At 73.3% G+C, this 25,079-nt stretch carries 3 protein-coding genes (2 of these 3 cut by a window edge); all 3 read right to left on the bottom strand.

All coding sequences use genetic code 11. The features are described 5' to 3' along the window. Tightly spaced (each overlapping or abutting the next), the 3 genes in view from B9S58_RS26225 to B9S58_RS26215 form a layout consistent with a single transcriptional unit that may run on beyond the window. Positions 1-5,166 carry the 5' portion of an SDR family NAD(P)-dependent oxidoreductase gene (locus B9S58_RS26225; protein ID WP_103534505.1) on the bottom strand. The gene continues 1,881 nt to the left of window position 1, outside the view, so 5,166 of the gene's 7,047 nt are visible here — the first part of the coding sequence; the start codon lies at positions 5,164-5,166; the stop codon falls past the left edge of the window. Next, positions 5,163-24,941: an L-histidine N(alpha)-methyltransferase gene (locus tag B9S58_RS26220; protein ID WP_103534504.1), complete on the bottom strand. Its 19,779-nt coding sequence runs from the start codon at positions 24,939-24,941 to the stop codon at positions 5,163-5,165. The genes B9S58_RS26225 and B9S58_RS26220 overlap by 4 nt, the downstream gene beginning before the upstream one ends. Next, positions 24,941-25,079, bottom strand: partial view of a non-ribosomal peptide synthetase gene (locus B9S58_RS26215; protein ID WP_103534503.1) — the end only. 4,571 nt of this gene lie beyond the right edge of the window; 139 of the gene's 4,710 nt are visible here — the last part of the coding sequence; its start codon lies off the right edge, out of view; its stop codon occupies positions 24,941-24,943. Before B9S58_RS26215 ends, B9S58_RS26220 begins: the two co-directional genes overlap by 1 nt.

Raw genomic sequence — 25,079 nt, 5'->3', positions numbered from 1 at the left:
GGCTGTCGCGCCGGGGGCGTACACCCGTACGCCAGACCAGGCGAACGGCAGGTAGGGGCTGTCGCCGTCGAGGGCCGAGGTGAGGGCCACCGTGTGCAGCGCGGCGTCGAGGAGCACCGGGTGCAGGGCGTGCGCACCGGGGTCACCGTCGGGTACGACGACCTCGGCGTGCACCGCGTCGGCGGTACACCAGGCGCGGCGCAGGCCCCGGAAGGCGGGCCCGTACCCGGTGAGGGTCTCGTAGAGCCGGGTGACGTCGAGTTCCTCGGCGTCCTCGGGCAGCGGCGGCGCGGTCGGGGCCTTCTCGGGAGCGGGGGCGAGGACACCGGTGACGTGTTCCGTCCAGCCTTCGGCGTCCTCCGTACGGGCGTGGATCCGGAAGGCCCGCGTCCCGTCGCGTCCTACGAGGTCCACGACGAGCCGCAGGTCGGCCTCGCCGGAGGCCAGCGGTGTGTGGGTGACGAGTTCGGCGATCCAGGGGCAGTCGGTCCTGGCTCCCGCCTGGAGGGCCAGGTCGACGAAGTAGGTACCGGGGACGAGTACGGCGCCGTCGACGGTGTGGTCAGCCAGCCAGGGCCGCTCCGCCGTGGAGATCCGCGAGCTGAACACGTGCCCGTCCGGCAGTTCGAGGGCTTCAGCAGCGCTCGCGGACGGCACGGGAGCGGTCTGGACCCAGTGGCGGTCGCGGGCGAAGGGGTAACCGGGCAGCGAGAGCCTGCGTGGACGTCCGGGCACCGGCAGGGTGACCGCTGCGCCCTCGACCCAGGCCTGCGCGAGTTCGCGCAGGTCGTTGCCTTCGGCGGGTGCGGCGGAGCGCCGCCTGCGGCCTCGGAAGCAACCCGTACCGGTGCGCAGCGCCTCCGCGAACTCGGCCGTCGTCGTGGCGACGACAGCGAGCCGCTCGTCGAGGTGGTCGCGTCCTGACCAGAGGGTGAAGGCGAGCGCGGCGGGATCCACAGCGGTGCCGGTTGCGCTTCCGGCGAGGCGGGTCGTCAGCTCGGACGGAGTCGTTCCCCCGTCGACCCGGAGGCGGACCCCGAACTCCTCTTCGATGCGCAGGGTGAGCCCGGACAGGCGCGGGTAGTCGAGGCAGAGTTCCGCGAAGGGTTCGCCGGGGTCGACGGGGAAGCCCACGACCTCGGTCAGGATCTGCTCCAGGGCGTCGGCGCTGTCGTCCAGGCCCGCCCCGTCCAGGTGGGCGAGCAACGCCATGACGGTCTCATCGAGGCGGGCGGCGTCCTTCGCCGAGAGCACGAAGAGCCGGGGACCGCCCTCCTCAGGGGTATGCGGGGCCTCCGGGACCTGGTGTGCGGCCAGCACCACGTGGGCGTTGGCACCACCCGCGCCGAAGGAGCTGATCGCCGCGGTCAGCGGGGCGCCCGTACGCGGTGTCCACGGTTCCAGGGCGTGCTGGACGCGGAACCGCGAACCGGCCCAGTCCACCGCGGGGTTGAGCGGCTCGGCGTGCAGGGACGGCACCAGTTCCCGGTGGCGCATCTGGAGGACGACCTTGGTGAGTGCGGCGATGCCCGCAGCCGACTCCAGGTGGCCGATGTTCGACTTGACGGAGCCGATGGGCCAGGGGCCGCGGCTGGCGCCGACGGCGTCGAAGGCCCGTTCCAGGGCGGTGACCTCGATGGGGTCGCCGAGGCTGGTACCGGTGCCGTGGGCCTCCAGGTAGCCGAGGTCGGCCGGGTTAACGTTCGCACCGGTGAGCGAATCGCGGACGAGGGCGGCCTGCGCGGCGGGGCCTGGAACGGAGAACCCGCCGGTGTGACCGCCGTGGTTGAGTGCCGTACCGCGGATCACGGCGTGCACGTGGTCGCCGTCGCGCAGCGCGTCGCGCAGGGGCCGCAGCAGCACCACGCCGACGCCCTCGCCGGGCACGTAGCCGTCACCGCCCTCACCGAAGGCACGGCAGCGGCCGTCCGTGGAGAGGAACGAAGACTGGCTTAGCAGCAGGTACTTGTTGGGGTGGACGTGCAGGTTGACGCCCCCCGCGAGCGCGGCCTCGCACTCGCCCCGCCGGATCGCCTCGACGGCCAGGTGCAGCGCCGTGAGCGAGGAGGAGCACATGGTGTCGAGCGCGATGCTCGGCCCCTTGAGGTCGAGGAAGTACGAGACGCGGTTGGCGATCGACGCGCTGAACGAAGAGGGCACGAGACCCGGTTCCGAACGGACGCCGTGCAGCTGGTACTGGTTGTACATCACTCCCGCGAACACGCCGACGGGGCGGCCCCGCCAAGCGGAGGGTGCGTGTCCCGCCTCCTCGAAGGCGTGCCACGCCTCCTGGAGGAACAGCCGCTCCTGGGGGTCGAGCACGGCGGCCTCGTTGGGCGAGATGTGGAAGAACACGGCGTCGAACTCGTCGATGCCGTCCACGAATCCACCCCAGCGGCCGTAGGAGCGTCCCGGGACGCCCTTGGTGTCGCTGTGGATCGCCCGGTGGTCCCAGCGGTTGGCGGGCACCTCGGTGATGCCGTCGCGACCTGACCGGAGGTTCTCCCAGAACTCATCGAGGGTACGGGCGCCCGGGTAGCGGCCGCTGATGCCCACGACGGCGATAGCGTCGGCGTCGTACTCGTCACCGCCGCCGAACCCGGGGGCCTTCGCGGCAGAAGCGACGGACGTGAGGGGGGTGTTGGAAGGGGCCGAGACTGCCGGGGCTTCCGGGGGCTTCGGGGTCTCCGGGGTGAGCCGGGCCGTAATCTCGGCCGCCGAGCCCACGAGGGCCACCAGGTGCGGCTGTCCGCTGCCGACTGCCCGCAGCATGATGTCCACGGCGGTCGGCGTGTCCATGGACCGCAGTCCCATCCGCCGCAGGGCGGAGCCGTCGAGCCGCATACCGCCGTCCGCCCAACCCGGCCAGCCGATCGAGACGACCCCCGGTCGGCCCTCCGCGAAACCGTCGAGGAAGGCGTTGGCGCAGGCGTAGTCGGCCTGGCCCTGGTTCCCCCAGGTGGCGGCCGTGGACGAGCAGAGCACCAAGAAGTCCAGCCCGAGGTCCCGGGTGGCCCCGTACAACAGACGGGTTCCTGTGACCTTGGCCGCCAGTACGGCGCGTACGTCCGCCGCGCTCTTGCCTGCGATCAGCCCGTCGCGCAGCACACCGGCGGCATGTACCACCCCGTGCAGCGTGCCGAACCGGGACAGCGCGTGGTCGACCGCGGCGCGCACGTCAGCGGCGTCGGTGACGTCGGCGCCGACAACAGCGACCTCGGCCCCGAGGGTGGTCAGTTCGGCGGTCAGTTCGGCTGCCGCGCGCGAGTCGGCGGCCGTACGTCCGCAGAGCACGAGCCTGGCCCGTACGGTCCACGCCAGGTGCCGGGCCAGTGCCAGGCCCACGCCGCCGAGCCCGCCCGTGATCAGGTACACGCCCCGCTCGCGCAGCCGGGCCGGCCGGTCCGGGGCGGGCGTCGGCAGGATCTCGCGCACCAGGCGCCGTCCTGCTTCGTACCGCACGTCCACATCGGGTGCGCCGGCTGCGAGTTCGGCCAAGGCATCGGCCCGGTCCGGCGTGCACACCACGGCGGCGTGCACGCCGGGCTGCTCCATGCGGAGCGTGCGCAGCAGTCCCGCGACGGCTGCCGCAGCGGCGCCGAGGGGCAGGTGGCAAACGAGCCGCACGGGGCTGCGCCGGGTGCGCAGCAGGGCCGCGGCGAAGGCAGTCAGGGCGACCGCCTCGCCCTCGACATCCTGCGGATCGGCGGGGAGCCAGAGCACGTCCGAGGTGCCTCGCTCGGTGAGCAGGGCGGCCCAGTCACGGTCGCGGGGGGTCGTCGCGTCGACGGTCAGGACGGACTCGGGTACCGGTGCGGGTACCGACGCTGACGGCAGTGGGGTGTCACGCCAGTGGGGCTCGAACCAGACGACCTCGGCGGGCGTCTCCTCCCCTGCTGTCTCCTCCCCCTGCGGCGTCTCGGTCTGCGGCGTCTCGAAGGTCCTGCTGCTCGCGCCCTGGGGCAGTTCGTACGCGCCTAGGTGCTCGACCAGCGTGATGGGGGAGCTGTGCTCGAACAGCAGAGTGGGCGAGAAGTCGGTTTCGTACGCCTGCTCCAGATCGGCGGCGATGCCCAGCAACGCCGTCGAGTCCAGGCCCAGTTCGTAGAAGCCCGCCTCCTCGTCGTACTCGGCCCGCCCGAGGCGTTCGGCGAGCAGGCCGCGCACCACGTGCTCGGCGGTCTCCTGCGCGAATGCCGCGCTCTCCGCCACGAGCCGCGCAGCCGCGCCGTCTGCCGCGGATGCCCCGGCGTCCCGCGCGGGCGCCGCGGATGTCCTGTCGTCCGGCGCGCTGCCGGACGGGCCGACCGTGCGCGGGGAGCCGTCCAGCCGGGTGATGGCGTCCTCCTCCCTGACCCGCTTCGAGGTGAGGCCACTGAGCCGGAGCAGCACGCCCCCTGCGGGGTCGAGGAAGCGGAGGTCGCAGGTGGTCAGATCGTCGGCCGGTCCTGCGGCGCGGGGCGGGGTGGCGTGCACCAGGGTGTGCGCCCCGACCGGTCCCCGGGCCTGGAAGGAGTCAATGAGCATCGGGATGTAGGGCCGGACCGACCCGCCAGCGCCGGCCGTGGCGAACTGCGTGGGCAGCAGTGTCGAGGAGTCCAGCGCGGCCGGGTGGAGGTGGAAGTAGTCCGCATACGCTGCGGCGTCCGGGCTCAGCGTAAGGTCCGCGAGCAGTTCGTCGTCGCCAACGTACAGGGTGCCGCGGGCCCGCATGAACTCCCCGTGCTCAATGCCGGTACCGCGGACGAGCCGGTACAGGTCCGCCATGTCGGCCGTACGGGGCAGGCCCGCGCGCAGGGCGGGCAGGTCGACCGCCTCGGCCGGGAAGGGCACATCCAGCTGGAGCCTGCAGGCGAGCACCGGTTCGGTCTCGCCCGTGGGGCGGCGGATTCCCGTGACGGACGCCAGGTAGCCGTCACCGTCGGCGGCGAAGTCCACCCGCAGTTCGGTCTCGAAATCCGGTCCGGCGGCGACGGGGTTGCGGAACAGCACGCGGCGCAGTTCCACCCGGGAGGTGTCCACACCACGTGCCCGCAGGATCCGGTAGATCATGTCGAGGAACGACACACCGGGCAGGATGCGCGTGCCGTGCACCCGGTGGTCACGCAGCACCGGGTCGGTCGCGCGCACCACCACGGAACAGGTCAGGCCGTCCAACGCGTTCATTTCTTTCCTTCCGGCACGGTGGAGAACTCAAGCTCGAAGAACGGTGCGGGCCCCGGTCCGGGAACCGGTTCAGGAGCCGGTACGGGTGCCTGGGCCGGTAACCGGGCGGCCGACGGGTCGAACCAGAACCGCCGGCGCCGGTAGCGCGGTGGGTCGAGCGGGGCCCGTGCGGGTACGGAGGTCTCCGGCGCCTGGCGCACCACCATGTGCGCGTTGGTGCCGCCGAAGCCGAAGGAGCTGACGGCGGCCCGGCGCATACCGTCGCGACCGGCGAAAGCGCGCAACTCCCGTACGGGGAACAGCGGGGAGTCCTCGAACCGGAAACGGCGGTTGAGGGTCGCGCAGTGCAGCGTCGGCGGCAGCTGCGCGTGGTGGACGGAGAGCACGACCTTGATCAGCCCGGCCATGCCGGCTGCGCTGAGGGTGTGCCCGATGTTGGTTTTCACACTGCCGACCCCGCAGAAGCCGATCTCGTCGGTACGGGCGCGGAAGGCCTCGGTGAGCGCCTTCAGTTCCATCGGGTCACCGATCATGGTGCCGGTGCCGTGGGCCTCCACGTAGCCCAGCTGGGCCGGGGAGACGCCCGCGTCGGCCAGCGCCGTCTCGATCACCTCCCGCTGTGCGCGCGGGTTCGGCGTGGTGATGCCCATGGTGCGGCCGTCGTTGTTGACGGCGCTGCCCTCGATCACCGCGTATACGCGGTCGCCGTCGCGCACGGCGTCGGACAGCCGCTTGAGCAGCAGCGTGCCGGCCCCCTCGCCGAGGACGATTCCGTCGGCCCGCTCGTCGAAGGTGCGGCAACGGCCGGTGGGCGACAGCGCGCCGGCCCCGCTCATCCCGACGAAGGGCACCTCGTCGAGGAGGATGTCGACGCCGGTCGCGAAGGCCAGATCGCACTCTCCGGACCGCAGGCTGCCGGCCGCCAGGTGCACGGCGACGAGCGCGCTGGAGCAGGCGCTGTCGATGACCACGGCAGGGCCGCGCAGGTCGAGGTGGTGGGAGAGCTGCGCGGCAATGAAGTTCTGCGCCATTCCGCTGATCGAGTGCGGGCCCGCGGCGGCGACGTGCACGCCGAAGTTCGCCGTACGGGCGCCGGCGAAGACGCCCACCCGCAGGCCGGCGACCTGCTCGGGGGTGAGACCGGCGTCGGCCAGGCACTCCACACCGGTCTCCAGTACCTGCCGGACCAGGGGGTCCACGTGCGCGGCCCCGGCCGGGTCGATCCGGAAGTGCTCCGGGTCGAAATCCTCGATGCCGTCGAGGAAGCCGCCCCACTTGCTGACGGTGGTGAAGGGCCGCGGGTCGGGCCGCCAGAAGCGGTCCGGGTCCCAGCGGGAGGACGGCACCTCCGTCACCGAGTCCGTTCCTGACACCAGGTTCCGCCAGAAGGCCCCGTGGTCGGGGGCGCCGGGGAAGTGCGCGGCGATGCCGATGACGGCGAGGTCCTCGCGGGGCGAGAGCGCTCCGGCGCGGGAAGCGCCGGAGCCGGCGGTGACGGTGTCGGCCTCAGCAGGGGCGATGATCTCTGCGGGGGCCGAGACCTGGGCAGGGGCGGTGGCTTCCTCGGAGGCGGTGCCTTCGGCAGGAACCGTGACCTCAGCAGGGGCCGCCGACGGAACTGCCGACAGGACGGCGGCAGGGACCGCGGACGGGGCGGCCGGGGCCGCGTCGGTCTCCGAAGAGGCTTCGACGTCCGGCACCTGGTCCCGCAGCGCCTCGGCGAGGAGTGCCACGGTCGGGTTCTCCAGGATGGTCGAGGGTTCCGCGACGACGCCGAGCTCCCGCTCCAGCGCGGCGAGGATCTGCGCGATCATGATCGAGTCCACGCCCAGGTCGGCGAAGTCCTCGTCCCCGCCGATCCCTTCGGGGTCCAGCCGGAGCGTCGAGGCAAGCACCCCGGTCACACGGCGGACGAGGCCGTTCGCGTCGGCCGGTACCTCGCGCGGGGCCACCGGGGGAACTGGTGCGGGCACCGCCAGCAACCGGGCGGCGTCGAAGCGTCCGGCGTCCACCACGCAGGGCAGCACGACCGGGTCGGGGCCGCTCATGACGCGGTCCAGCAGGTCGAGTCCCGCCTCCGGGTCCAGGGTGTGCAGTCCCAGTTCCCGGTAGGCCGGGGTGTCGACCTCCGGCATACCGGCCGTACGCCAGCTGGGCCACTGCAGGGACCGGACGACGGGAGCGGAGGCGCCCCCGGTGGCGGTGCGGTACTCGGCGACGCGGTCCAGCACCGAGTTGGCCAGCGCGTAGTCGCTCATGCCCGCACCCAGCGCAGGCACCGCGCCCGCGACGGACGAGTACAGCACGACGAACCGCAGCGGGTCCCCGGCGCAGCCGTCCAGGACTGCTTGAAGCCCTGCCGTCTTCGGTTCCAGCACGCGCTGTACGTCCTCGATCCGCTTGCCAATGAAGGCCGGGTCGCGCATGACGCCGAGTCCGGCGCAGTGCACGATCCCGACGATCGGGCCCATCTCGCGCCGAACACGGTCAAGTACCTCGGTGATCCCGAGGGCGGACGGGACGGCCTCGACGGCCACCTGGACCCCTGGGCACCCGAGGGCCTCGATGTCACGCAGCTTGGCCGCGAGGGCCGGATCGGTGTCGGGGTCCGCGAAGAGCGCGGGCCACTCAGACCTGGCGGGCAGCGGGGTTCGCCCGAGGAGCACGAGCCGGTCTGCGCCGCGCTCGACGAGCCGGGCGGCGAGCAGCCGGCCCAGCGCGCCGGTGCCTCCGGTGATGACCACGGTCCGGCCCGCCAAATCCGCAGACCAGTCGGCGGACGCCGGCGCCGGGTCGGCGGGGCGCAGCACCGGACGGTGGCGTACGCCCGCCCGTACGCAGGCCTCGGTGACCGGGTCGGTCGCGGCGAGTTCGGCGGCGGCCGCCTCGCGGATCGCGGCCGGTTCCAGGGTGTCGAGGTCGAGGGTGCGGGCAGCCAGTCCGCGGTACTCGGCCGTAAGCATCCGTACGAGGCCCGCGTGGGCGGCGCCGCGCAGGGTCGGCTCCCCTGTCCGGAAGGAGGTGAGCCCCCGGGTCAGATGGAGGTAGGCGAAACCGCGGGTGCGGTGGGCTGCGACCAGTTCGCGCAGCAGCACGATCCGCGACCAGTCCGGCTGCGGCGCGGTGGTGCCTACGGCGGACACATCGGCCAGGTCGATGACCGCCGTGGCCCGGCCCGCCGCTTCCGCGATGCGCGCGACGGCAGCCTCGTCAGCTTCGGCGGCGTCGCCTTCCTCCACGCGGAGCACGGTGGCGGCGGGGCCGAAGGCCTGTACGGCGAGGGACTCGTTCTCCTCGCGGGCCAGCACCAGAAGTCGGGTGGGCAGCGCGGCGGAGGGCAGCGGCGCTGCCTCCCAGTCCTTGACCAGCAGCAGCGAGGGATCCTGCGCCGGACCCCGTGGCGCGGGTACGGCCGGCTGCTGCGGGGCGGGGGCTGTCGTGAGCCAGTGCCGTTCGCGGGCGAACGGGTAGGTCGGCAAGGAGGTCAGCTGCGCCCTATCGGTGCGTAGCGTGGTCCAGTCGATATCGGCGCCGTCCTGCCAGAGCCGTGCGAGCCGGTCGAGCCGTTCCTCACGGACCAGGCGGGCCAGGTAGTCGACACCCTCGGGCTCGGACAGCCACGAGTGATCGCCGTCCGTACCGCCACCGCCGGGTGTGGCCCCGGCCGCGAGGTGGCCGGCCAACTGCTCGCGCAGGTCACGGGTGGAGGAGGCGACCGCCGCGAGCCGGGCGGCCATGGGGACGCGGGCCACCTGGGAGGTGTGCGCGAGTGCGGCCAGCGTCGGGGCCGGCCCGTCGGCTCCGACGTCCGCGGCGTGGGCCGCGTCGAGGAATTCCACCGTCGCGGCGATGTACCGGCGCAAGGCGGCTTGGTCCCGGCCCGACAGCAGGAACACCTCGCGGCCCTCGGCCCGCGGCGAAGCCGGGGGCTTGGTGGCGGGCGCCTCCTCCAGGACCACGTGCGCGTTGACGCCGCCGAAGCCGAAGGAGCTGACGCCCGCGCGCAGCGGCAGGAGTGCTCCCTCGGCATCCTCAGGCGCCCACGGCTGGGTCTCCCGTACCGGCCGGAAGGGGGTGCCGGTGAGCTCGATCAGCGGGTTGAGGGTCTGCAGGTGCAGGGTCCTCGGCAAGGTTCGGTGCCGCATCGCCAGCACCACCTTGATGACTCCGGCGACCCCGGCGGCGGGTTCCAAGTGCCCGATGTTGCTCTTGACGGTGCCGATGCCGCAGGCGGTGGCGGGCCCGTCGGCCAGCATCCGGTGGGCCCTGACGAGAGCGTCGGTCTCCACCGGGTCGCCCAGGGCCGTGCCGGTGCCGTGGAGTTCGGTGTAGGAGACCGTCCCGACGGGCACCCCCGCGTCCTGGTAGGCCTCGACGAGCAGGTCGGCCTGGGCGAGCGGATTGGGCGCGGTCAGCGAGGAGGCGTGCCCGCCGTGCCCGACCGCGCTGCCGCGGATGACCGCGTGCACCCGGTCGCCGTCGGCGAGGGCGCGGGAGAGCGGCTTGAGGACCAGTACGCCGACGCCCTCCCCCTTCACGTACCCGTCGGCCCGCTCGTCCAGGGCCTTGCAGCGACCGTCCGGGGAGAGCACCCCGAGCTGGTTGCCGGCCACGACGGTCTGTGGCGAGAGCACCAGGCTTACGCCGCCCGCGATGGCCAGCTCGCTCTCCCCGGCGCGCAAGGCGCGGACGGCGCGGTGCAGCGCGACCAGGGAGCTGGAGCAGGCGGTGTCGATGCACTCGCTCTGGCCCCTGAGGTCCAGCAGGTAGGAGATACGGTTGGCGAGGATGGTCCGCGCGAGCCCAGTGCCCGCGTGGGGGTTGATCTGCTCGCCGTGCAGGACCATCGACTCGTAGTCATTGAACTGAACGCCGGCGAACACGCTGACGCGGCGTCCGGCGAGCCGGTCGGCCCGGCAGCCCGCGTCCTCCAGCGCCGACCAGGTGTGTTCGAGGAACAGCCGGTGCTGCGGGTCCATGACCTCAGCCTCGGCGGGCGAGATCTTGAAGAACCGCGCGTCGAAGCGGTCGACGTCGCTCAGGAATCCGCCCCAGCGGGCGGTGCCTCCGAAGCGCCGGGACACCTCCTGCCAGTCCCAGCGGTCGGCGGGGGTCTCGGTGATCAGGTCCCGTCCGTCCTTAAGGTGCTGCCAGAACTCGTCAAGGTCCGCCGAGCCGGGGAAACGTCCGGACATGCCGACGATGGCGACGGCGTCCACCCCGGTGGACACGGGCAGAGCGGCGACGGGCGCGGGTGCGGGTGCGGGTGCGGGTGCGGTGATGGTGGTAGTCACGGAGGGCACAAAAGCGGGCTCCGTACTGCCCGCGGCGGCCTCCCGGGGCGGTTCCGCCAGCCTGGGGTGTTCCGCGAGGAGGTGCCGGGCGAGCTTCTCGACGGTGTTCTCGCCGAACAGGGTCGTCGTCGGCACCGAGACGCCGTACTGCTCCTCCAGCGCCGCGGAGAGGGACTGGAGCCCGAAGGAGTCCAGCCCGAACTCGCCGAAACCGGCCTCCGGGTCGAGTGCCTTCGGCGCCAGACCCAGCAGCCCGGCGACGAGGTCACGCAGCCGGTCGGTCAGTTCGCCCGTGCTCGCGGGAGCGGTGGCGGAAACCGGAACGGTGACAGGAGCCGTGACACCGGCGGTCGTGGCCGCAGGTGCCTGGGCCGCCGGACGGGCGCGGTGCCCGTGCTCCCGGATCCGCATCGACTCGACCTGCTCACGCATCCGCGCGGGCTCTCCGGGCAGTACGGCGACCTGCGGGCGTCCCAGCCGCAGGGCTACGTAGAGCAGCCGCTCTCCCTCCTCGGCCTCCAGGTACCGGAAGCCGGTGTCGGCGAGGTAGCGGCGTTCGTCCTCGGCGTCCACGTGCATGCCTCCGGCACGCCACATGGGCCAGTCGATCGAGACCGTGTGCCCGCTGCGGCGGCCCGCCGCACGCAGTATCCCGCGCTCCTCGGCGAACCCGTCGAGGAAGCGGGCGCCGACCGCGTAGTCGACCAGACCGTAGTCGCCGAGTTGGCCGGCCAGGGAGGAGTACAGGACGAACAGGTCCAGCGGCTCGTCACGGGTCACCTCGTCAAGGACGCGGGTGCCCTCGATCCTGGCCCGCAGGTGGGAGCGGAACTCCGCGAGGTCCTTGCCGGGCAGCGGCGTGCGCGAGGCGGTCGCGGCCAGGTGGAAGACCCCGTTCAGCACACCCCACTTCTCCTTGACCTCCGCCACGACCCGCGCCATGGCGGTCGAGTCGTCCACGGACGCCTGGAAGTACGCGACGTCGCCGAGGGCGCGCAGCGCGGCGAGGTCCCGGTCCCGGTCCGCCGCGGGAGAGCGGCCGGTGAGGGCCACCCGCGCGCCGCGGGACAGGAGAGTGCGGGCGAGCAGCAGCCCGAGGCCCCCGGCTCCGCCGGTGACCAGGTGGACGCCGTTCGAGCGCAGCGGGGACTCCGTGACTGGGCTCGCGTCCGTCTCCGTGAGCATGCGCACGGTGCGGCCAGTCGCGGCGAGGCGGACCGCGGCCGACGAGAGCCGTTCGGCGGCCACCTCAGCGAGCAGGGCGGCCGGTTCGGCCCGGCCCACGACACGTACGACACCGAAGGCCGTGCCGGGCAGCGCGGCACGCAGCGAGGTGTCGAACCCGCTCCAGGCCTCCGCCACGGCGTCCTCGGGCACCAGGACCTGAATACGCGCGGGGGCTCGGGTGGCGCTCATGGCGCGGACGAGCAGGAAGACGGACTCAATGCCCAGTTCCGGGTGTTCGGGGCTGAGCAGCGGCCACTGGTGCACGATCCGGTCGGCTCCGGTGGCCAGGAGACGTACGTAGTCCTCGGCCTCGCCGGGACGGATGGTGATGCTGGAGCCCTCGTCGGCATACGCGGTTCCTGCCCTTACGAGGACGGCGCCTGGAACCAGCAGGTCGCCGAAGACCAGCACCCGGCCCGGGTGCGGTGCGGCGGGCGGCACGGGCTCGGCCACCCAGGCGGCCGTGAACAGACTGACGGGTGCCGGGGCGGCGGAGGCGCCCTCCGCCGCGGTCACGGTATGCGTCGCGGTCACGGTCGCCTGCCCTGCGGTCGCAGGGGCTCCGTCGGTGAACCAGTGGCGTTCCGCCGCGAAGGGGTAAGGCGGCAGCGAGCGCAGCCGCGGCCTCCTGTGCCACCGAGCGGACCAGTCGACCACCGCGCCGCGTACCCACGCCGCAGCGGTCTCCTCGTCGCCACGTCCGTCGAACGGCATCCGGTCGGCGCGCCGTTCGACGCGTCCCAGATGGATGCCGGAGCGGTCCCCGGCGAGGAAGCGGCGGAGCATGTCCACCGCCTGTTCGCCCGAGTCCGCGACGAACGCCAGGCGTTCGGCGTGTTCGACGCGGCCTGCCTGGAGGGTGTGGGCGGTTCCCGCAAGGTCGTGCGCCCAGGTGGCCCGGGTGTCGACGAGGGACCGGGCGGTGGCGTCCAGCCGCTCCGGATCGCGGGCCGAGAGGACGAACACGGCCGCCTCCGAGGAGACCGGCGGCTCGTCGGCCGGGTACTCCTCCAGCACGACGTGGGCGTTGACCCCGCCGTAGCCGAAGGAGCTGACTCCTGCGCGGAGCGGGATGCCGGGCGCGGCCGGCTTCCAGTCACGGGCCTCGGCCGCGATCTCACAGGCCGTACCCTCCAGCCCCAGGTGGGCGTTGAGTTCCGGCCCGTGCGGGTCGCCGGTAATCCGCCTGTGACGCATCGACAGCAGTACCCGCAGCACGGCGGCGATGCCCGCCGCCGGTTCGAGGTGGCCGATGGTGTTCTTCAGGGCTCCCAGCGCGCAATGCGGGGCGACCGGGGCCGGGTGGCCCCAGTCACGGTAGAGCTCGGCGAAGGCCTGGCGCAGACCGTTGGTCTCGGCGGGGTCTCCGATGACGGTGCCGGTTCCGTGGGTCTCGACGTACCCGACGGTCGCCGGGTCGACGCCCGCCTCGCGGTGGGCACGCACGATGACTTCGGCCTGGCCGCGCGGGTTCGGCGCGGTCAGCGAGTTGGAGCGGCCGCCGTGGTTGACGGCAGTGCCGCGCAGGACGGCGAGCACCGGGTTGCCGTCGGCGCGGGCGCGGCCAAGCCGCTTGAGCACGACGGCCCCGACGCCCTCGCCGCGTACGTACCCGGCGGCGTCCTTGTCGAAGGCCCGGCCCACTCCGTCAGGGCTGAGCATTCCGGCCCGTTCGAGGGAGGCGAAAGTGACCGGCGACAGCATGAGGCTGACGCCGCCCGCGATGACGGTGTCGCAGTGTCCGAGCCGCAGGGCCTCCGCCGCACGGTGCAGGGCCACCAGGGAGCTGGAGCAGGCCGTGTCGACGGGTTCGCTGGGGCCGCGCAGATCGAGGTGGTAGGAGATGCGGTTGGCCAGCATTGAGGGGGCCAGGCCGGTCGACGAGTAGGGGTCGGCGGCCGTGTCCGAGCCCTGTACCAGTTCGGCGTACTCGGACGATCCGACGCCGACGAACAGTCCGGTGTCGCTGCCGACGAGCCGGACCGGGTCGATGCCCGCGTCCTCCAGCGCCGACCAGACCGTGGTCAGCAGCAGCCGCTGGCGGGGATCCATCCAGCGGGCCTCGCGGGGCGAAATGCCGAAAAACAGCGGGTCGAAGCGGTCGATTTCCGGCATGAAGCCGCCCCGGGTGACCCGGGTCCGGTCGGAGTGCAGGGCCGGGTCCCCGTAGTGGGCACGGCTGTCCCAGCGGTCGGCGGGGACCTCGGAGAAGAGGTCGCCGCCCTTCTGCAGGGCCTCCCAGAACTCGTCCAGGTCACGTGCGCCGGGCAGGATGCCTGCCATGCCGACGATCACGACGGGGTCGTCGTCCTCGGCCGGCCGGCCCACCGTGGTGCCGGCCGCATTCGGCGGGGCGGTATCGGGGCGCCCGCTCTCGGGCCCCCGAGCATCCAGGTCTTCGTTCTCCGACCCCTGTGCCCACTGGGCATCCGGGTGCTCCTTCTCCAGCCACTCCGCGAGTGCGAGAGGGGTGGGGGTGGCGAGCAGCTGGTCGGGGCCGACGGGCATACCGAACGCATGGGAAACCTCGTCCGCGAACCGGATCAGGCCGAGGGAGTCCAGCCCGTGCTCGTGGAAGGAGCCCATCGGGTCGAGGTCCGCCGGGGGATAGCCGCTGGCCGTGCCCAGCAAGGCCAGGACCCCCTCCCGGACGCGGGCCCCTCGGACCCGGTCCACCGGGGCCGCGGGAGCGACCGGGGTGACGGCGTCGATCCAGCAGCGGGTCCGTGCGAAGGGGTACCCGGGCAGGGACAGGGGCGGTACCGGTACAGGCCGGCCGGCCTCCCAGTCGAAGACCGCTCCCCCGGCCCAGCGGCGGGCCGTGTCGTGCAGGTCCACCGGGGACGGCGCGACGGCCGCCCCGGGCTCGGCGGTCACCACGCCGCTGATGCCACCAGACCTGCCTGCTAGGAACTCGTCGAGCGCGTCGGTGAGTTCGCGGGCCGATCGCGCCACGACGGCGAACCGGTGGGCCATGGCCTCGCGCCCCGTCTGGAGGGTGTGGGCGAGCCTGCCGAGGTCGACGTCGGCTCCACCGCCCATGCGTCCCGCGAGCTCGCGCAGGGTCGTGCCCCCGTGTACGGAGCCCGCCCCCGCGAGGTCGCCGAGACCGATCAGCCGCACCATCGTGGCCGGGTCCAGGCCCAGTTCGTCGAGTGGCTCGTCCACCGCGGCGACGGAGATTCCGGCCGCGGCGGCGATCGACCCGGGGTCGCCGCCCGTGCCGACGGACCCCAGCCAGGTCCGCATTCCGGCGACGACGCGGCGCAGGCCGTCCTCGTCGCGCGCGGAGAAGGGGAAGACTGCCGGTCCGGCCGCCGCCCCGGGCGGCGGGGCAGCGGCCTGGTACTCCTCGACCACGAGGTGGGCGTTGGAGCCGCCGGCGCCGAAGGCGCTGATGCCCGCCCGCAAGGGCCCGGTACTCCTCCAGGGTGCGAGTTCGCGCTGCACCCGGAAGGGCACCGCGTTCCAGTCGACGGCCGGGTTGAGGGTGTCCGCGTGCAGGGAGGGCGCCAGTTCACGGGCCTTCATCTGGAGCAGGACCTTGGTGAGGGCCGCGATGCCCGCGGCCGACTCCAGGTGGCCGACGGAGGACTTGACCGAGCCCAGTGCGATCGAGCCGGCCGGCAGGTCGCCGAAGGCCCTGACGAGTCCGGCCACTTCGGCCGGGTCGCCCAGGGAGGTGCCGGTTCCGTGCGCCTCCACGTACGAGATCCCGTCCGCAGGTACGCCGGCCGTGCGCAGGGCCTGGGCGATGGCCTCGCCCTGGGCACCGGGGCTGGGTACGGCGAATCCACCGGTCTTGCCGCCGTGATTGACGGAGCTGCCGAGGATCACGCCGAGGACCCGGTCCCCGTCGCGCTCGGCCGCCGCCAGCGGCTTGAGCAGTACGGTGCCGACGCCCTCACCGGGCACCATGCCGTCGCCGTCCGCCGCGAAGCTGCGGCACCGGCCGCTGTCCCCGGTGAAGCCGCCGGCTGCCAGCTGACGGTACTTGCGGGGGTGCGGGGCGAGGTTGACTCCGCCGGCCAGCGCGTAGTCCGTGGTCCCCGCCGCCAGGGCCTCGCAGGCGAGGTGGATGGCCGTGAGAGAGGAGGAGCACATAGTGTCGATCGCCATGCTCGGCCCGTGGAAGTCGAAGAAGTACGAGACCCGGTTGGCGATGGAGGCGTAGCCCATGCCTCCGGCGAGGCCCCGCTCGTCCTCGAACAGCTGATAATGCCCGTACATGACGCCCGCATACACACCGACACGGCTGCCCCGCAGACGCGCCCGCGTGTACCCCGCGTCCTCCAGCGCGTGCCAGGAGGACTGGAGGAACAGACGCTCCTGAGGGTCCGTCAGTTCTGCTTCGCGCAGAGACATCTGGAAGAAGCGGGGATCGAACTCGTCGATGCCGTCGAGAAATCCGCCCCACCGGCCGACCGGCCGGCCGTCGGCGGTGCCGGAGGCCCGGTGGTCCCAGCGGTCGGCCGGGACCTCGGTCACGCAGTCGCGGCCCGAGCGCAGATTCTCCCAGAAGGTGTCCAGGTCCCCGGCGCGGGGGTAGCGGCCGGCGACGCCGACGATCGCGATCCGGTGGTCGGTGCCCGTCACGGACTCCGCCGGGCGTCCGGCCGGACGTACCTCCGTCCCGGTGACCGGCGAGACGGCTGGTGCGGGGTCAGTCTGTGCGGTGACAGGCGAGTCGGCCGGTGCGGGAAGGAGTGCGCGCACCCGGTCCGGGTGCCGCTCCACCAGGTAGTCGGCGACCTCACGGACCGTCGGGTACTCGAACAGCAGCGACATGGGCAGGTCGCCCATGCTCTCGGCCAGGACATCCACGATGAGCGGGACGGTCAGGGAGTCGACACCGAAGTTCTCGTACGTCTCGTCCAGCCAGAGACGTTCGCGCGGGACCTGGAGGATCTGCGCGAAGGCTCCCTTCACGTACTCGCGCGCGGCCTCCAGCAGTGCGTCGGCTCCCCCGCTCGACGGTGCAGGGGGCGCCGACTGCCATGCTTCGAACGGGCGTTGGGCCGAGGCCGCCGCCACGGCGGGGGCGTGTGCCGCTCCGTCCAGTGCCGTTTCCGCGACCACCACGTGCTGGCTCAGCCCCTCGTCCGCGGGCAGGGCCCTGCTGCGGGTGAAGCCGGCCAGCGCGAGGGCCTTACGCCATCCGGACGCGGAGAGCAACGGCGAGCCAGGCAGGCGGAGTTCGGCGTCCTCGTGCAGCCACCAGCCGTCGAGCAGACCGAAGGTGAGGGTGGCGGTGAGGACGTTGCTGCTGGCCTCGTTGAGCACCAGCCGTCCGCCGGGCCTGAGCAGCCGAGTCACGGCCCGCAGCGTGGCGAGCAGGTCAGCGGTCGCGTGCAGGACGTTGGCCGCCACGACCAGGTCGGCGCTTCCGGAAGCGAAACCCTGGGTGTCGGGGTCGGCGGAGATGTCGAGCCGCTGGAAGCGGACGTAGGGGTGCTCCTCGGCGAACCGCTGCTCCCCGTGCCGCAGGAAGGCGCGGGAGATGTCAGTGTAGACGTAATGGACCTCCTTGCCCGAGGCTGCGAGGGCGGGGAGGACGCTCGCGGTGGTGCCGCCGGTGCCCGCGCCGATCTCGATGACGGTGAGGGGGCCCTCGTGCCGGGGCAGCAGGTCCTGGACGGCTCCCACGACGAGTTCGTTGGCCCGGTCAACGACCGGGCTGCCCCGGTAGGCGCCCTCGACGAGGGCACTGGAGCCGCCGGGGAACATCACGTCGGTGGCGCGGACGCTGCCGCGGAGCACTCCGAAGAGGCTCCGCATACACGGTCGCAGCAGCCGGTCGAAGCGGTTCAACGCCGACTTGCGGTCGCACAGCGCGACCAGGTCGCCCTCGGGGTCCTCGGCGGCCCGGCGCCCGGCGGTGACGAACGCTCCGTCCCTGTCGTGCAGGAAACCACCCGCGGTCAGCTGGCGCAGCAGCTCGGTGAAGAGCCTCCGCTGCGCGGGGACGATGCGCAGCCGCTCCTCAAGCGCGGCGGGGCTCCAGCTCTCGGCGTCGCCGAGGTAGACCCCTTCGCCCTGGAAGAGCGTCCACAGCCAATCGCACATGACCTCGGTCAGGCGGGCGTCGTCGGCCTCGGTGAGCAGCCTGGCGACCGGAGGGAGCTGGGCCTGGGCAGGCACCAGGGTGACGTCGTCGTCGGGCGCGACGCCCTCCAAGGACGTACGCGTGTCAGAAGACCCTCCTGCGCCGGAGGACCCTCCTGTGCCGGAAAACGCACCGCTGTTGACGCCCGCGCTCCCGCGCGGCTGGGCGCCGACGGCGGCGAGTGCGGTCGCGTCGGCCTTGACCACGACGACCTGCCGGTCCTCGCGTCCGAGCACGGCGTGCACGGCGTGCATCCCCTCGGCCGGGGTGATCGAGTGGATTCCCGCGGCGGCGAGCCGGTCACGGTTGCGCTCGTCGGCGACGATGCCGACGGTTCCCCAGTAGCCCCAGTTGATGACGGCCACCCGGGCGCCGAGCACCCCGTCGAGGTGGTGGGCGAAGGCGTCCTCGAAGGTGGACCCGGCCGCGTAGTTGCTCTGGCCCGCGCTGCCGGACAGGGCCACCGCCGAGGAGAAGAAGAGGACGAAGTCCAGGCCGGCCGCGCCGCGCAGGGCGGCATGGAGGGCGACCGAGGTGTGTGCCTTGGCATCGAGGACCGCGCGGAAGGTCTCCTCCGTCATCGTGGCGACGGTCTGGTCGCGCAGGACGATGGTGGCGTGAAAAACTCCGTGCAGCGCACCGTGGGTGGTCCTGGTCCACCCGACGGCATCGCGCAGCGCGGCGGGATCGGTCGCGTCGGCCCTGCGGTAGGAGACGAAAGTCCCGTCGGGGTCGATGGCCCGCAGCCGCGCGCGGCGCGCGGCGTCCAGTTCGCTGCGGCCAAGGAGGACGACCTTGGCCCGGTGGTCCCGTACCAGCCATTCGGTGAGTTCGAGGCCGATGCCTCCGGCCCCGCCGAGTATCAGATAGGTGCCGTCCCTGCGGATCCGCTCCTGCGGGGGCGTGGCGGCGACCGGGACGAGCCGGCGGTGGTGGAGCACCCTGCCGCGCAGGGCGTAGGGGCCTCCGGCGGGGGCGTCGAGGACGTCCGCGGCGGGGGCGTCGGCGGAGGACCGGTCGACGACGGTCACCTGCCAGCGGGGGTGTTCCTGGGCGAGCGACAGCGCGAGGCCGTGCAGCCCGGCCGCGTACGGATTGTCGACGGGCTCGCCGGCCGTGCTGAGGACGTCCTCGGTGATCACGGTGAGGCGGACCGCCGAGCGGGTCCCGTGGAGAACCTTGGCGAGCCGGAACAGGGCGAGGACGCCGCGTTCCTGCGCCGCTTCGAGCGCGTCAGCGTCGTCGGTCCTGGCCCCGGCGCCCGGAGCGAGCAGGATCACGTGGTCGGGCCGGCCGGGCGCGGTGGCCACACGGTCGTGGTCGAGGGTGACGACGGCGCCGCCGAGGCGGGCGCGCAGGACGGCCGCCAGCGGTGCGGAGTCAGGTCCGTGTACGAGCCAGGTGCCCGCCCCCGCGGGGAGCGGCTGCGGGGTCCTGGCGGGCAGTTCGGTCCAGTGCGGTACGAACATCAGGTCGTCGGCTGCGGCTGTCGCGACGGCGGACTCCTCGGCTGCGGCCGTCACGGCGGCGTGCCTGCCCGTCGCAGGCCGGGCGGTACCGGGCGCGGGCCGCAGCGACAGATCGCGCAGCCGCACCCGGACGTGCCCGTCGGAGTCGGTCAGAGTCAGGTTGTAGCGGTCGGCGCCGACGGCGCGTACGTGGGCATACCCGAGGTCGGTCACCGGGGCGTGGACCTCGGCGGCGGTGAGTGCGTACGGGACCATCGCGGGACCGCTGTCCCGGTCCCTGAGCACGGCGAAGGCGTGCAGGGCGCCGTCGATCATCGAGGGGTGGAGGGCACAGCCGGCGAACGGGGCGGCCTCGGCGGGAATCCGCAGGCGTACGAGTGCCTCACCGTCGCCCGCGGCGATCCATTCGACGGTCCGCAGGGCAGGCCCGTAGACCAGTCCGGCGTCCGTGAGGTCGGCGTAGAGGCCGGTGCCCTCGTGGCGTCGGTCGAGCCGGGCCCGCAGGGCCTCGATGTCGATCGTCTGCTCGGCCTGCGCAGGCAGGGTCTCCACCCGGCCTTCGGCCAACAGTTCGCCGGTGTCGTCGCGCAGGTCGAACCTGGTGCCGGTGTCGCCCCGGCGCAGCCGGGTCCTGGCCGTGCGCGCGGTGCCGTCCACCACGAAGGGCCGCAGCCAGCGGACGTGGGACAACCGCAGCCGCTCCCCCGCCCCGGCGGACTCGGCTGCGGCGCGGGCCATCTCCAGGGCGGCGGCGGCAGGCAGCAGCCGCGTGTCGCCCAGCCGGTGGCCGTCGATGTAGAGGTGTTCGGGGCGGAAGACGGTCCGGTAGGTGAGGCCGTCCAGGCTCTCGGCCGGGTCGATCCCGTCGAGCAGCGGGTGCACTGGACCCGCCGTGCTCCGCCCGGCGGGCGGCGACCAGATGGTCTCGGTGAGCCAGCAGCGGAGTTCCTCGAAGGGGTAGCCGGGCAGCGGCACCCTGCTGCCGGTCCTGGTCGGCCACGAGACCGGGGCTCCGGCCGCCCAGGCGGCGGCGATCGCCGCCGGGTCGGTGCTCGTGGGCGCGGCGGCCCGGGAGGCCGCGGGGCCGCGCGCGCTGCCGGTCCAGACTCTTGCCGGGTCGTCACCGCGCAGCCTGGCGACCAGTTCGGGGATGGTGGAGGCCTGGACGACCATGCGATCCACCCATTCCTCGCGGCCCTGCTGAAGGGTGAACGCGACGTCGGCGGGGTGGGGCGCCGAGCCGTCCGCCAGGCCCCGTTCCAGGGCGTCCGCCAGCTCGGCGGCCAGTACCGGGAGCCGCTCGGGCACCCGGGTGGAGAGCGGGAACAGGTAAGGGCCCGGTTCCTGTGTTGCGGCGGGCGGCGTGACGTACTCCTCCAGGACGAGGTGGGCGTTGGCCCCGCCCGCGCCGAAGGAGCTGAGGCCTGCGCGCCGGGGAGTCCCCTCGGGCCGGGGCCAGGGGGCGAGGCCGCCCTGTACGCGCAGCGGCGTGGAGTCGAAGTCGATGTTCGGGTTCGGCGGGTCCGCGTGCAGGGACGGCACGAGGCTGCCGTGCCGCATCTGCAGCAGCACCTTGCACAGTCCGGCCATGCCGGAGGCCGCTTCGAGGTGGCCGACGTTGGACTTGACCGAACCGATCGGCAGACTGCCTGCGGGCAGTCCTGCCTCGGCCAGCGCGCGAGCCAGGCCCCGGATCTCGACGGGGTCGCCGAGGGCCGTGCCGGTGCCGTGCGCCTCCAGGTAGCCGAGGGTGGCCGGGGCGACGCCCGCCTCGGCGAGCGCCCGGGTGACCAGGTCGCCCTGGGCGACGGGGCTGGGCACGGTGAAGCCGTTCGTCTTGCCGCCGTGGTTGACGCTGGTCCCGAGGATGACGCCGTGGATGTGGTCGCCATCCCTGACGGCGTCCGCCAGCGGCCGGAGCAGGACCGCGCCGACGCCCTCACCGGGGACGTAGCCGTCGCCGTCCGCGCCGAAGCTGCGGCACCGGCCGTCGCTGGAGGTGAAGCTGCCCTGGCCCAGGAAGCGGTACTTGTACGGGTGGACGTGCAGGTTGACCCCGCCTGCGACGGCCAGGTCGGTGTCCCCGGCACGCAGGTCGCGGACGGCCAGGTGGATGGCCGTCAGCGAGGAGGAACACATCGTGTCCACGCCCAGGCTGGGGCCGGTGAGGCCGAGGGTGTACGAGACGCGGTTGGCGATGGAGGCGTGCGAGGAGGCGCCGATCCGGCCGTCCTCGGCCTCGTGCAGCTGGTAGAGCCCGTACATCGCGCCCGCGTAGACGCCGACCCGGCGGGAGCGCAGGTCTGCCCGGGTGTGTCCGGAGTCCTCTATGGCGTGCCAGACGGTCTGGAGGAAGAGCCGTTCCTGGGGATCGACGATCTCCGCCTCGCGCGGCGAGATGCCGAAGAAGAGCGGGTCGAACATGTCGATCCCGTGCAGGAAGCTGCCCCAGCGGCTGTACCTGGCCGCGCGGTCCGCGGGGGTGGCCTCGTCGTAGTCCCGCCAGTTCCATCGGTCCGCCGGGATCTCGGTGATCAGGTCGCGGCCCGCCCTGAGGTGGTCCCAGAACTGGTCGAGGGTGTCCGACTCGGCGAAGCGGGCGGCGACGCCGACGATGGCGATGGGCATCGGCCCGGCGGGAGCGAGGGTTGCGGTCGTTCCGGGGAACGCCGTGGGGGCAGCGGTAGCTACAGAGGAAGTCGCGGGAAGCACCGCCGGGGCGGCGGCAACGGGCTCCGGCGCGGCGGTGGCCGGGGGTGCCGACTGAGCCGACTGCGCGGCAGCGGGCGCGGGCGCCAGTTCCACGAGGCGGGGTCCGTGATGCTCGATGAACCAGCCCGCGAGGGAACTCAGGTCCTGGTACTCGAAGAACAGTGTCTTCGGAAGCGATCCGAAGTGCTCCTCCAGACGCCGGGTCAGGTCCATGATCAGCAGCGAGTCGATGCCGAACCGCTCAAACGGCGCATCGGCCTCCATCTCCTGCGCCGGGAACTCGAAGACTTCGGCAAGCACCCCACGCAGGAAGTCCTCCGCCACGTCGGCGAGAGCGAGCGCCGGCTCCGTGGACGAGACGGTCGGGCCGGACGCCGCGGCCGGGACGACAGGTGCGGCAGGCACCGCAGGCGTGGCGGAAGGGCCGGTCGGAGGCGACGGCGCCGGCGCGTTCAGCATCTCGCGCAGCCGCACCAGGGTGCCGTACGCCACCATGACGTGGTCGCCGTCGTGGCCAAGGGCCCGGTCGAAGGCCGCCAGTCCGGCGTCCGTCGGCATCGCCACCAGCCCGATCCGACGTGCCGCCCTGGCGGCCGTGGCCTCGTCGGCCTCGACGCGTATGCCCCCGTCCGCCCACAGCGACCAGAGCACCGAGAGGCTCCGGCCGGGGCGTGCGCTGCCCTGGCGCCAGGCCGCGAACGCGTCCAGGAATCTGTTGGCGTAGGCATAGTCGCTCTGGCCGGGGCTTCCTGCGGCGCCGGACATCGACGAGAAGGAGATGAAGAAGCCGAGGGGGTCGCCCGCGGTGGCCCGGTCCAGCTCGACGGTGCCGCGCACCTTGGGGCCCAGCACGGCCGCGCTCCGCAGGTCGCTCTTGCCGACCAGCAGTGCGTCGTCGGTGGTCCCGGCGAGGTGCAGCACCCCGTGGAGCGGGCCGAAGCCGGCATGGATCCGCTCGACGAGGTCGGCGGCGGCACCGGGGGCGCCCAGGTCGGCTGCCAAGTAGTGGACGTCGAGGCCGGCTGCGCGCAGCTCTGTGAGGTCGGCCTGCGCCGAACGTCCCGTCAGGACGTAGCGGGCGCCGCCGCCCAGATGCGCGACGAGCCTGCGGCCCAGCGCGCCCGCGCCTCCGGTGACCAGCACGGTACCGTGCGGTGCGAGCGGTGCCGGGGCGGGGGTGACGGGCTCCCAGCGGGGCACCTGTCGGCCGCCAGCCGCGTACCTGACCCGGAACTCGTGGGGGGCGCGGGCCTCGGACCCGACGGTGCCGACGAGGCCGGCCGTGCCCGCGTCGACCGCCGAGACGAGGAACTGCGGGTCCTCGTTGGCGAGGGCCCGCGCAAATCCGTCCACGGCCTGGGCGCGCGCGTCCTCGACCCCGCCGGACGTACGGAACACGTGCAGCACGCGCACCGGGCTGCGGGTCGGCTGGGCCGCCCAGGAGCGGTAGAGACCGGTGAGGGCGGGCAGCGGGTCACCCTCACCGGTATGCACGACGAGGAGTTCCTCATCGCGGGGGAAGAGGGAGTCCACGGTGCCCGCTTCGGCTCCCGGGAAGCTCTCCTGACCGATCGCCACGATACGTACGGGCGGGCTTCCGGCCGGTGCCGGGGCGTCCTGCCATCGCTGAACGAGCAGGTGCGCGGCGACGGTGTCGTCCAGCCGGGCCGCACCGTCGACCGGTCGGGTGACCACGGCGCGAAGCCGCAGGCAGACCCGGCCCAGGTCGTCGGCGAGGGTGACGTCGTGTCCGGCCGCGGTCCTAACAGCGTGCACGTGACCCTGCTCGGGGGCCGGTCCGAAGATTTCGACGGCGTCCAGGGCAAAGGGCAGTTCCCGTGCGCGCGGGGCCGAGGGGTCCTCGTCGGTCCACAGGCAGGCCTGGAGCATCGCGTCGAGCAGCGATGGGTGCAGGGCGAAGTCGGAGAACGGGAGGTCGGCCGCCGCGGGTACGGCGACGCGCGCGAGGACCTCGCCGGGCGCGGACCGTACGGAACGCAGCCCCTGGAGACTGGGTCCGTAGCCGGCGCCGAGCGCGCCGAAGACCTCGTAGCACTCCTCGGCGGTGGCCGTACGGGGCAGCCCGGCACGGATCGCGTCCAGGTCGAGGTGCGGCGCGGCGGAGCCGTTCCCCGAGCCGTGGGGCCCGAAGCGGAGGGTGCCCGCGGAGCAGAGCGTGCCGTCGGCGGTGCCGTCGTCCTGGCGAACCTCGTAGGACACTCCGTCGGCCGTAGGCACGAGGTGCAGGCGTACGCGTACCGCCTCGTCCTCGACGAGCACGGGGCGGGCCCACAGCACGTTGACGATGCCGGTGGCACGGCCGTGGCCCTGCTGCTCGGCGGCGGCCACCGCGAATTCGAGGGCCGCCACTGCGGGCAGGATCCGGATGCTGCCCAGGGCATGGTCGCGCAGGTAGAATTCCTCACCGGTCAGCAGCCGTTCGGAGCGTCCGGCGGCCGGGGCGGCGGGGGCCGGAGCGTGAGGTGTCGAAGCGACAGGTGCCGCGGGTGCCGGATCGGCGGTTGTCAGGGCGGCCGGGGGCTTGATCCAGTAGCGCCTGGTCGGCCGCGGGGGGCGGGGCAGCGAGAGCCGCACCGGCCGGTCACCGGGCGCCTCGGGGAGCGCGACGTCCCGGCCGGCGACCCACAGGCGGGCGGCCTCTGCCAGGTCCTCGGTGGAGACGGGACCGGCGTCGCCGGAGCCGGCGGCCGGCGCGGTGCCGGTGACGAGGCCATCCCCGTCACGCAGCCGCGCGGCCAGTTCGGCGGTGCTCGTCACGACCAGGGCGAGCCGGTTGCTCAGCGGTTCCCGACCGACGCGCAGGGTGTGGGCGACGCCGTCCAGGGAGGCCGACGGGTGCTCCTCCAGCCAGGTGGACAACTCGGCCCGGTACCCGTCGAGCTGTTCGGGGCCGTCGGCGGACAGTACGACCAGCCGGGCGTTCCTGTCCTCAGTGGTGCCGTTCATCAACGCTGTCCCGCCTCTTCGACTACCACGTGCACGTTGCTACCTCCCATACCGAACGAGCTGACGCCGACCCGTGCCGGCCTCCCCTCAGGTGTTTCCCATGTCTGTGCGGCTGCCTGGATCCGGAACGGACTGCCA

It is taken from the genome of Streptomyces sp. SM11 (assembly GCF_002910905.1).
GTDB lineage: Bacteria > Actinomycetota > Actinomycetes > Streptomycetales > Streptomycetaceae > Streptomyces.
The sequence above is the reverse complement of the archived record's forward strand: the minus strand, read 5'-3'. Positions and strand labels throughout refer to the sequence as shown.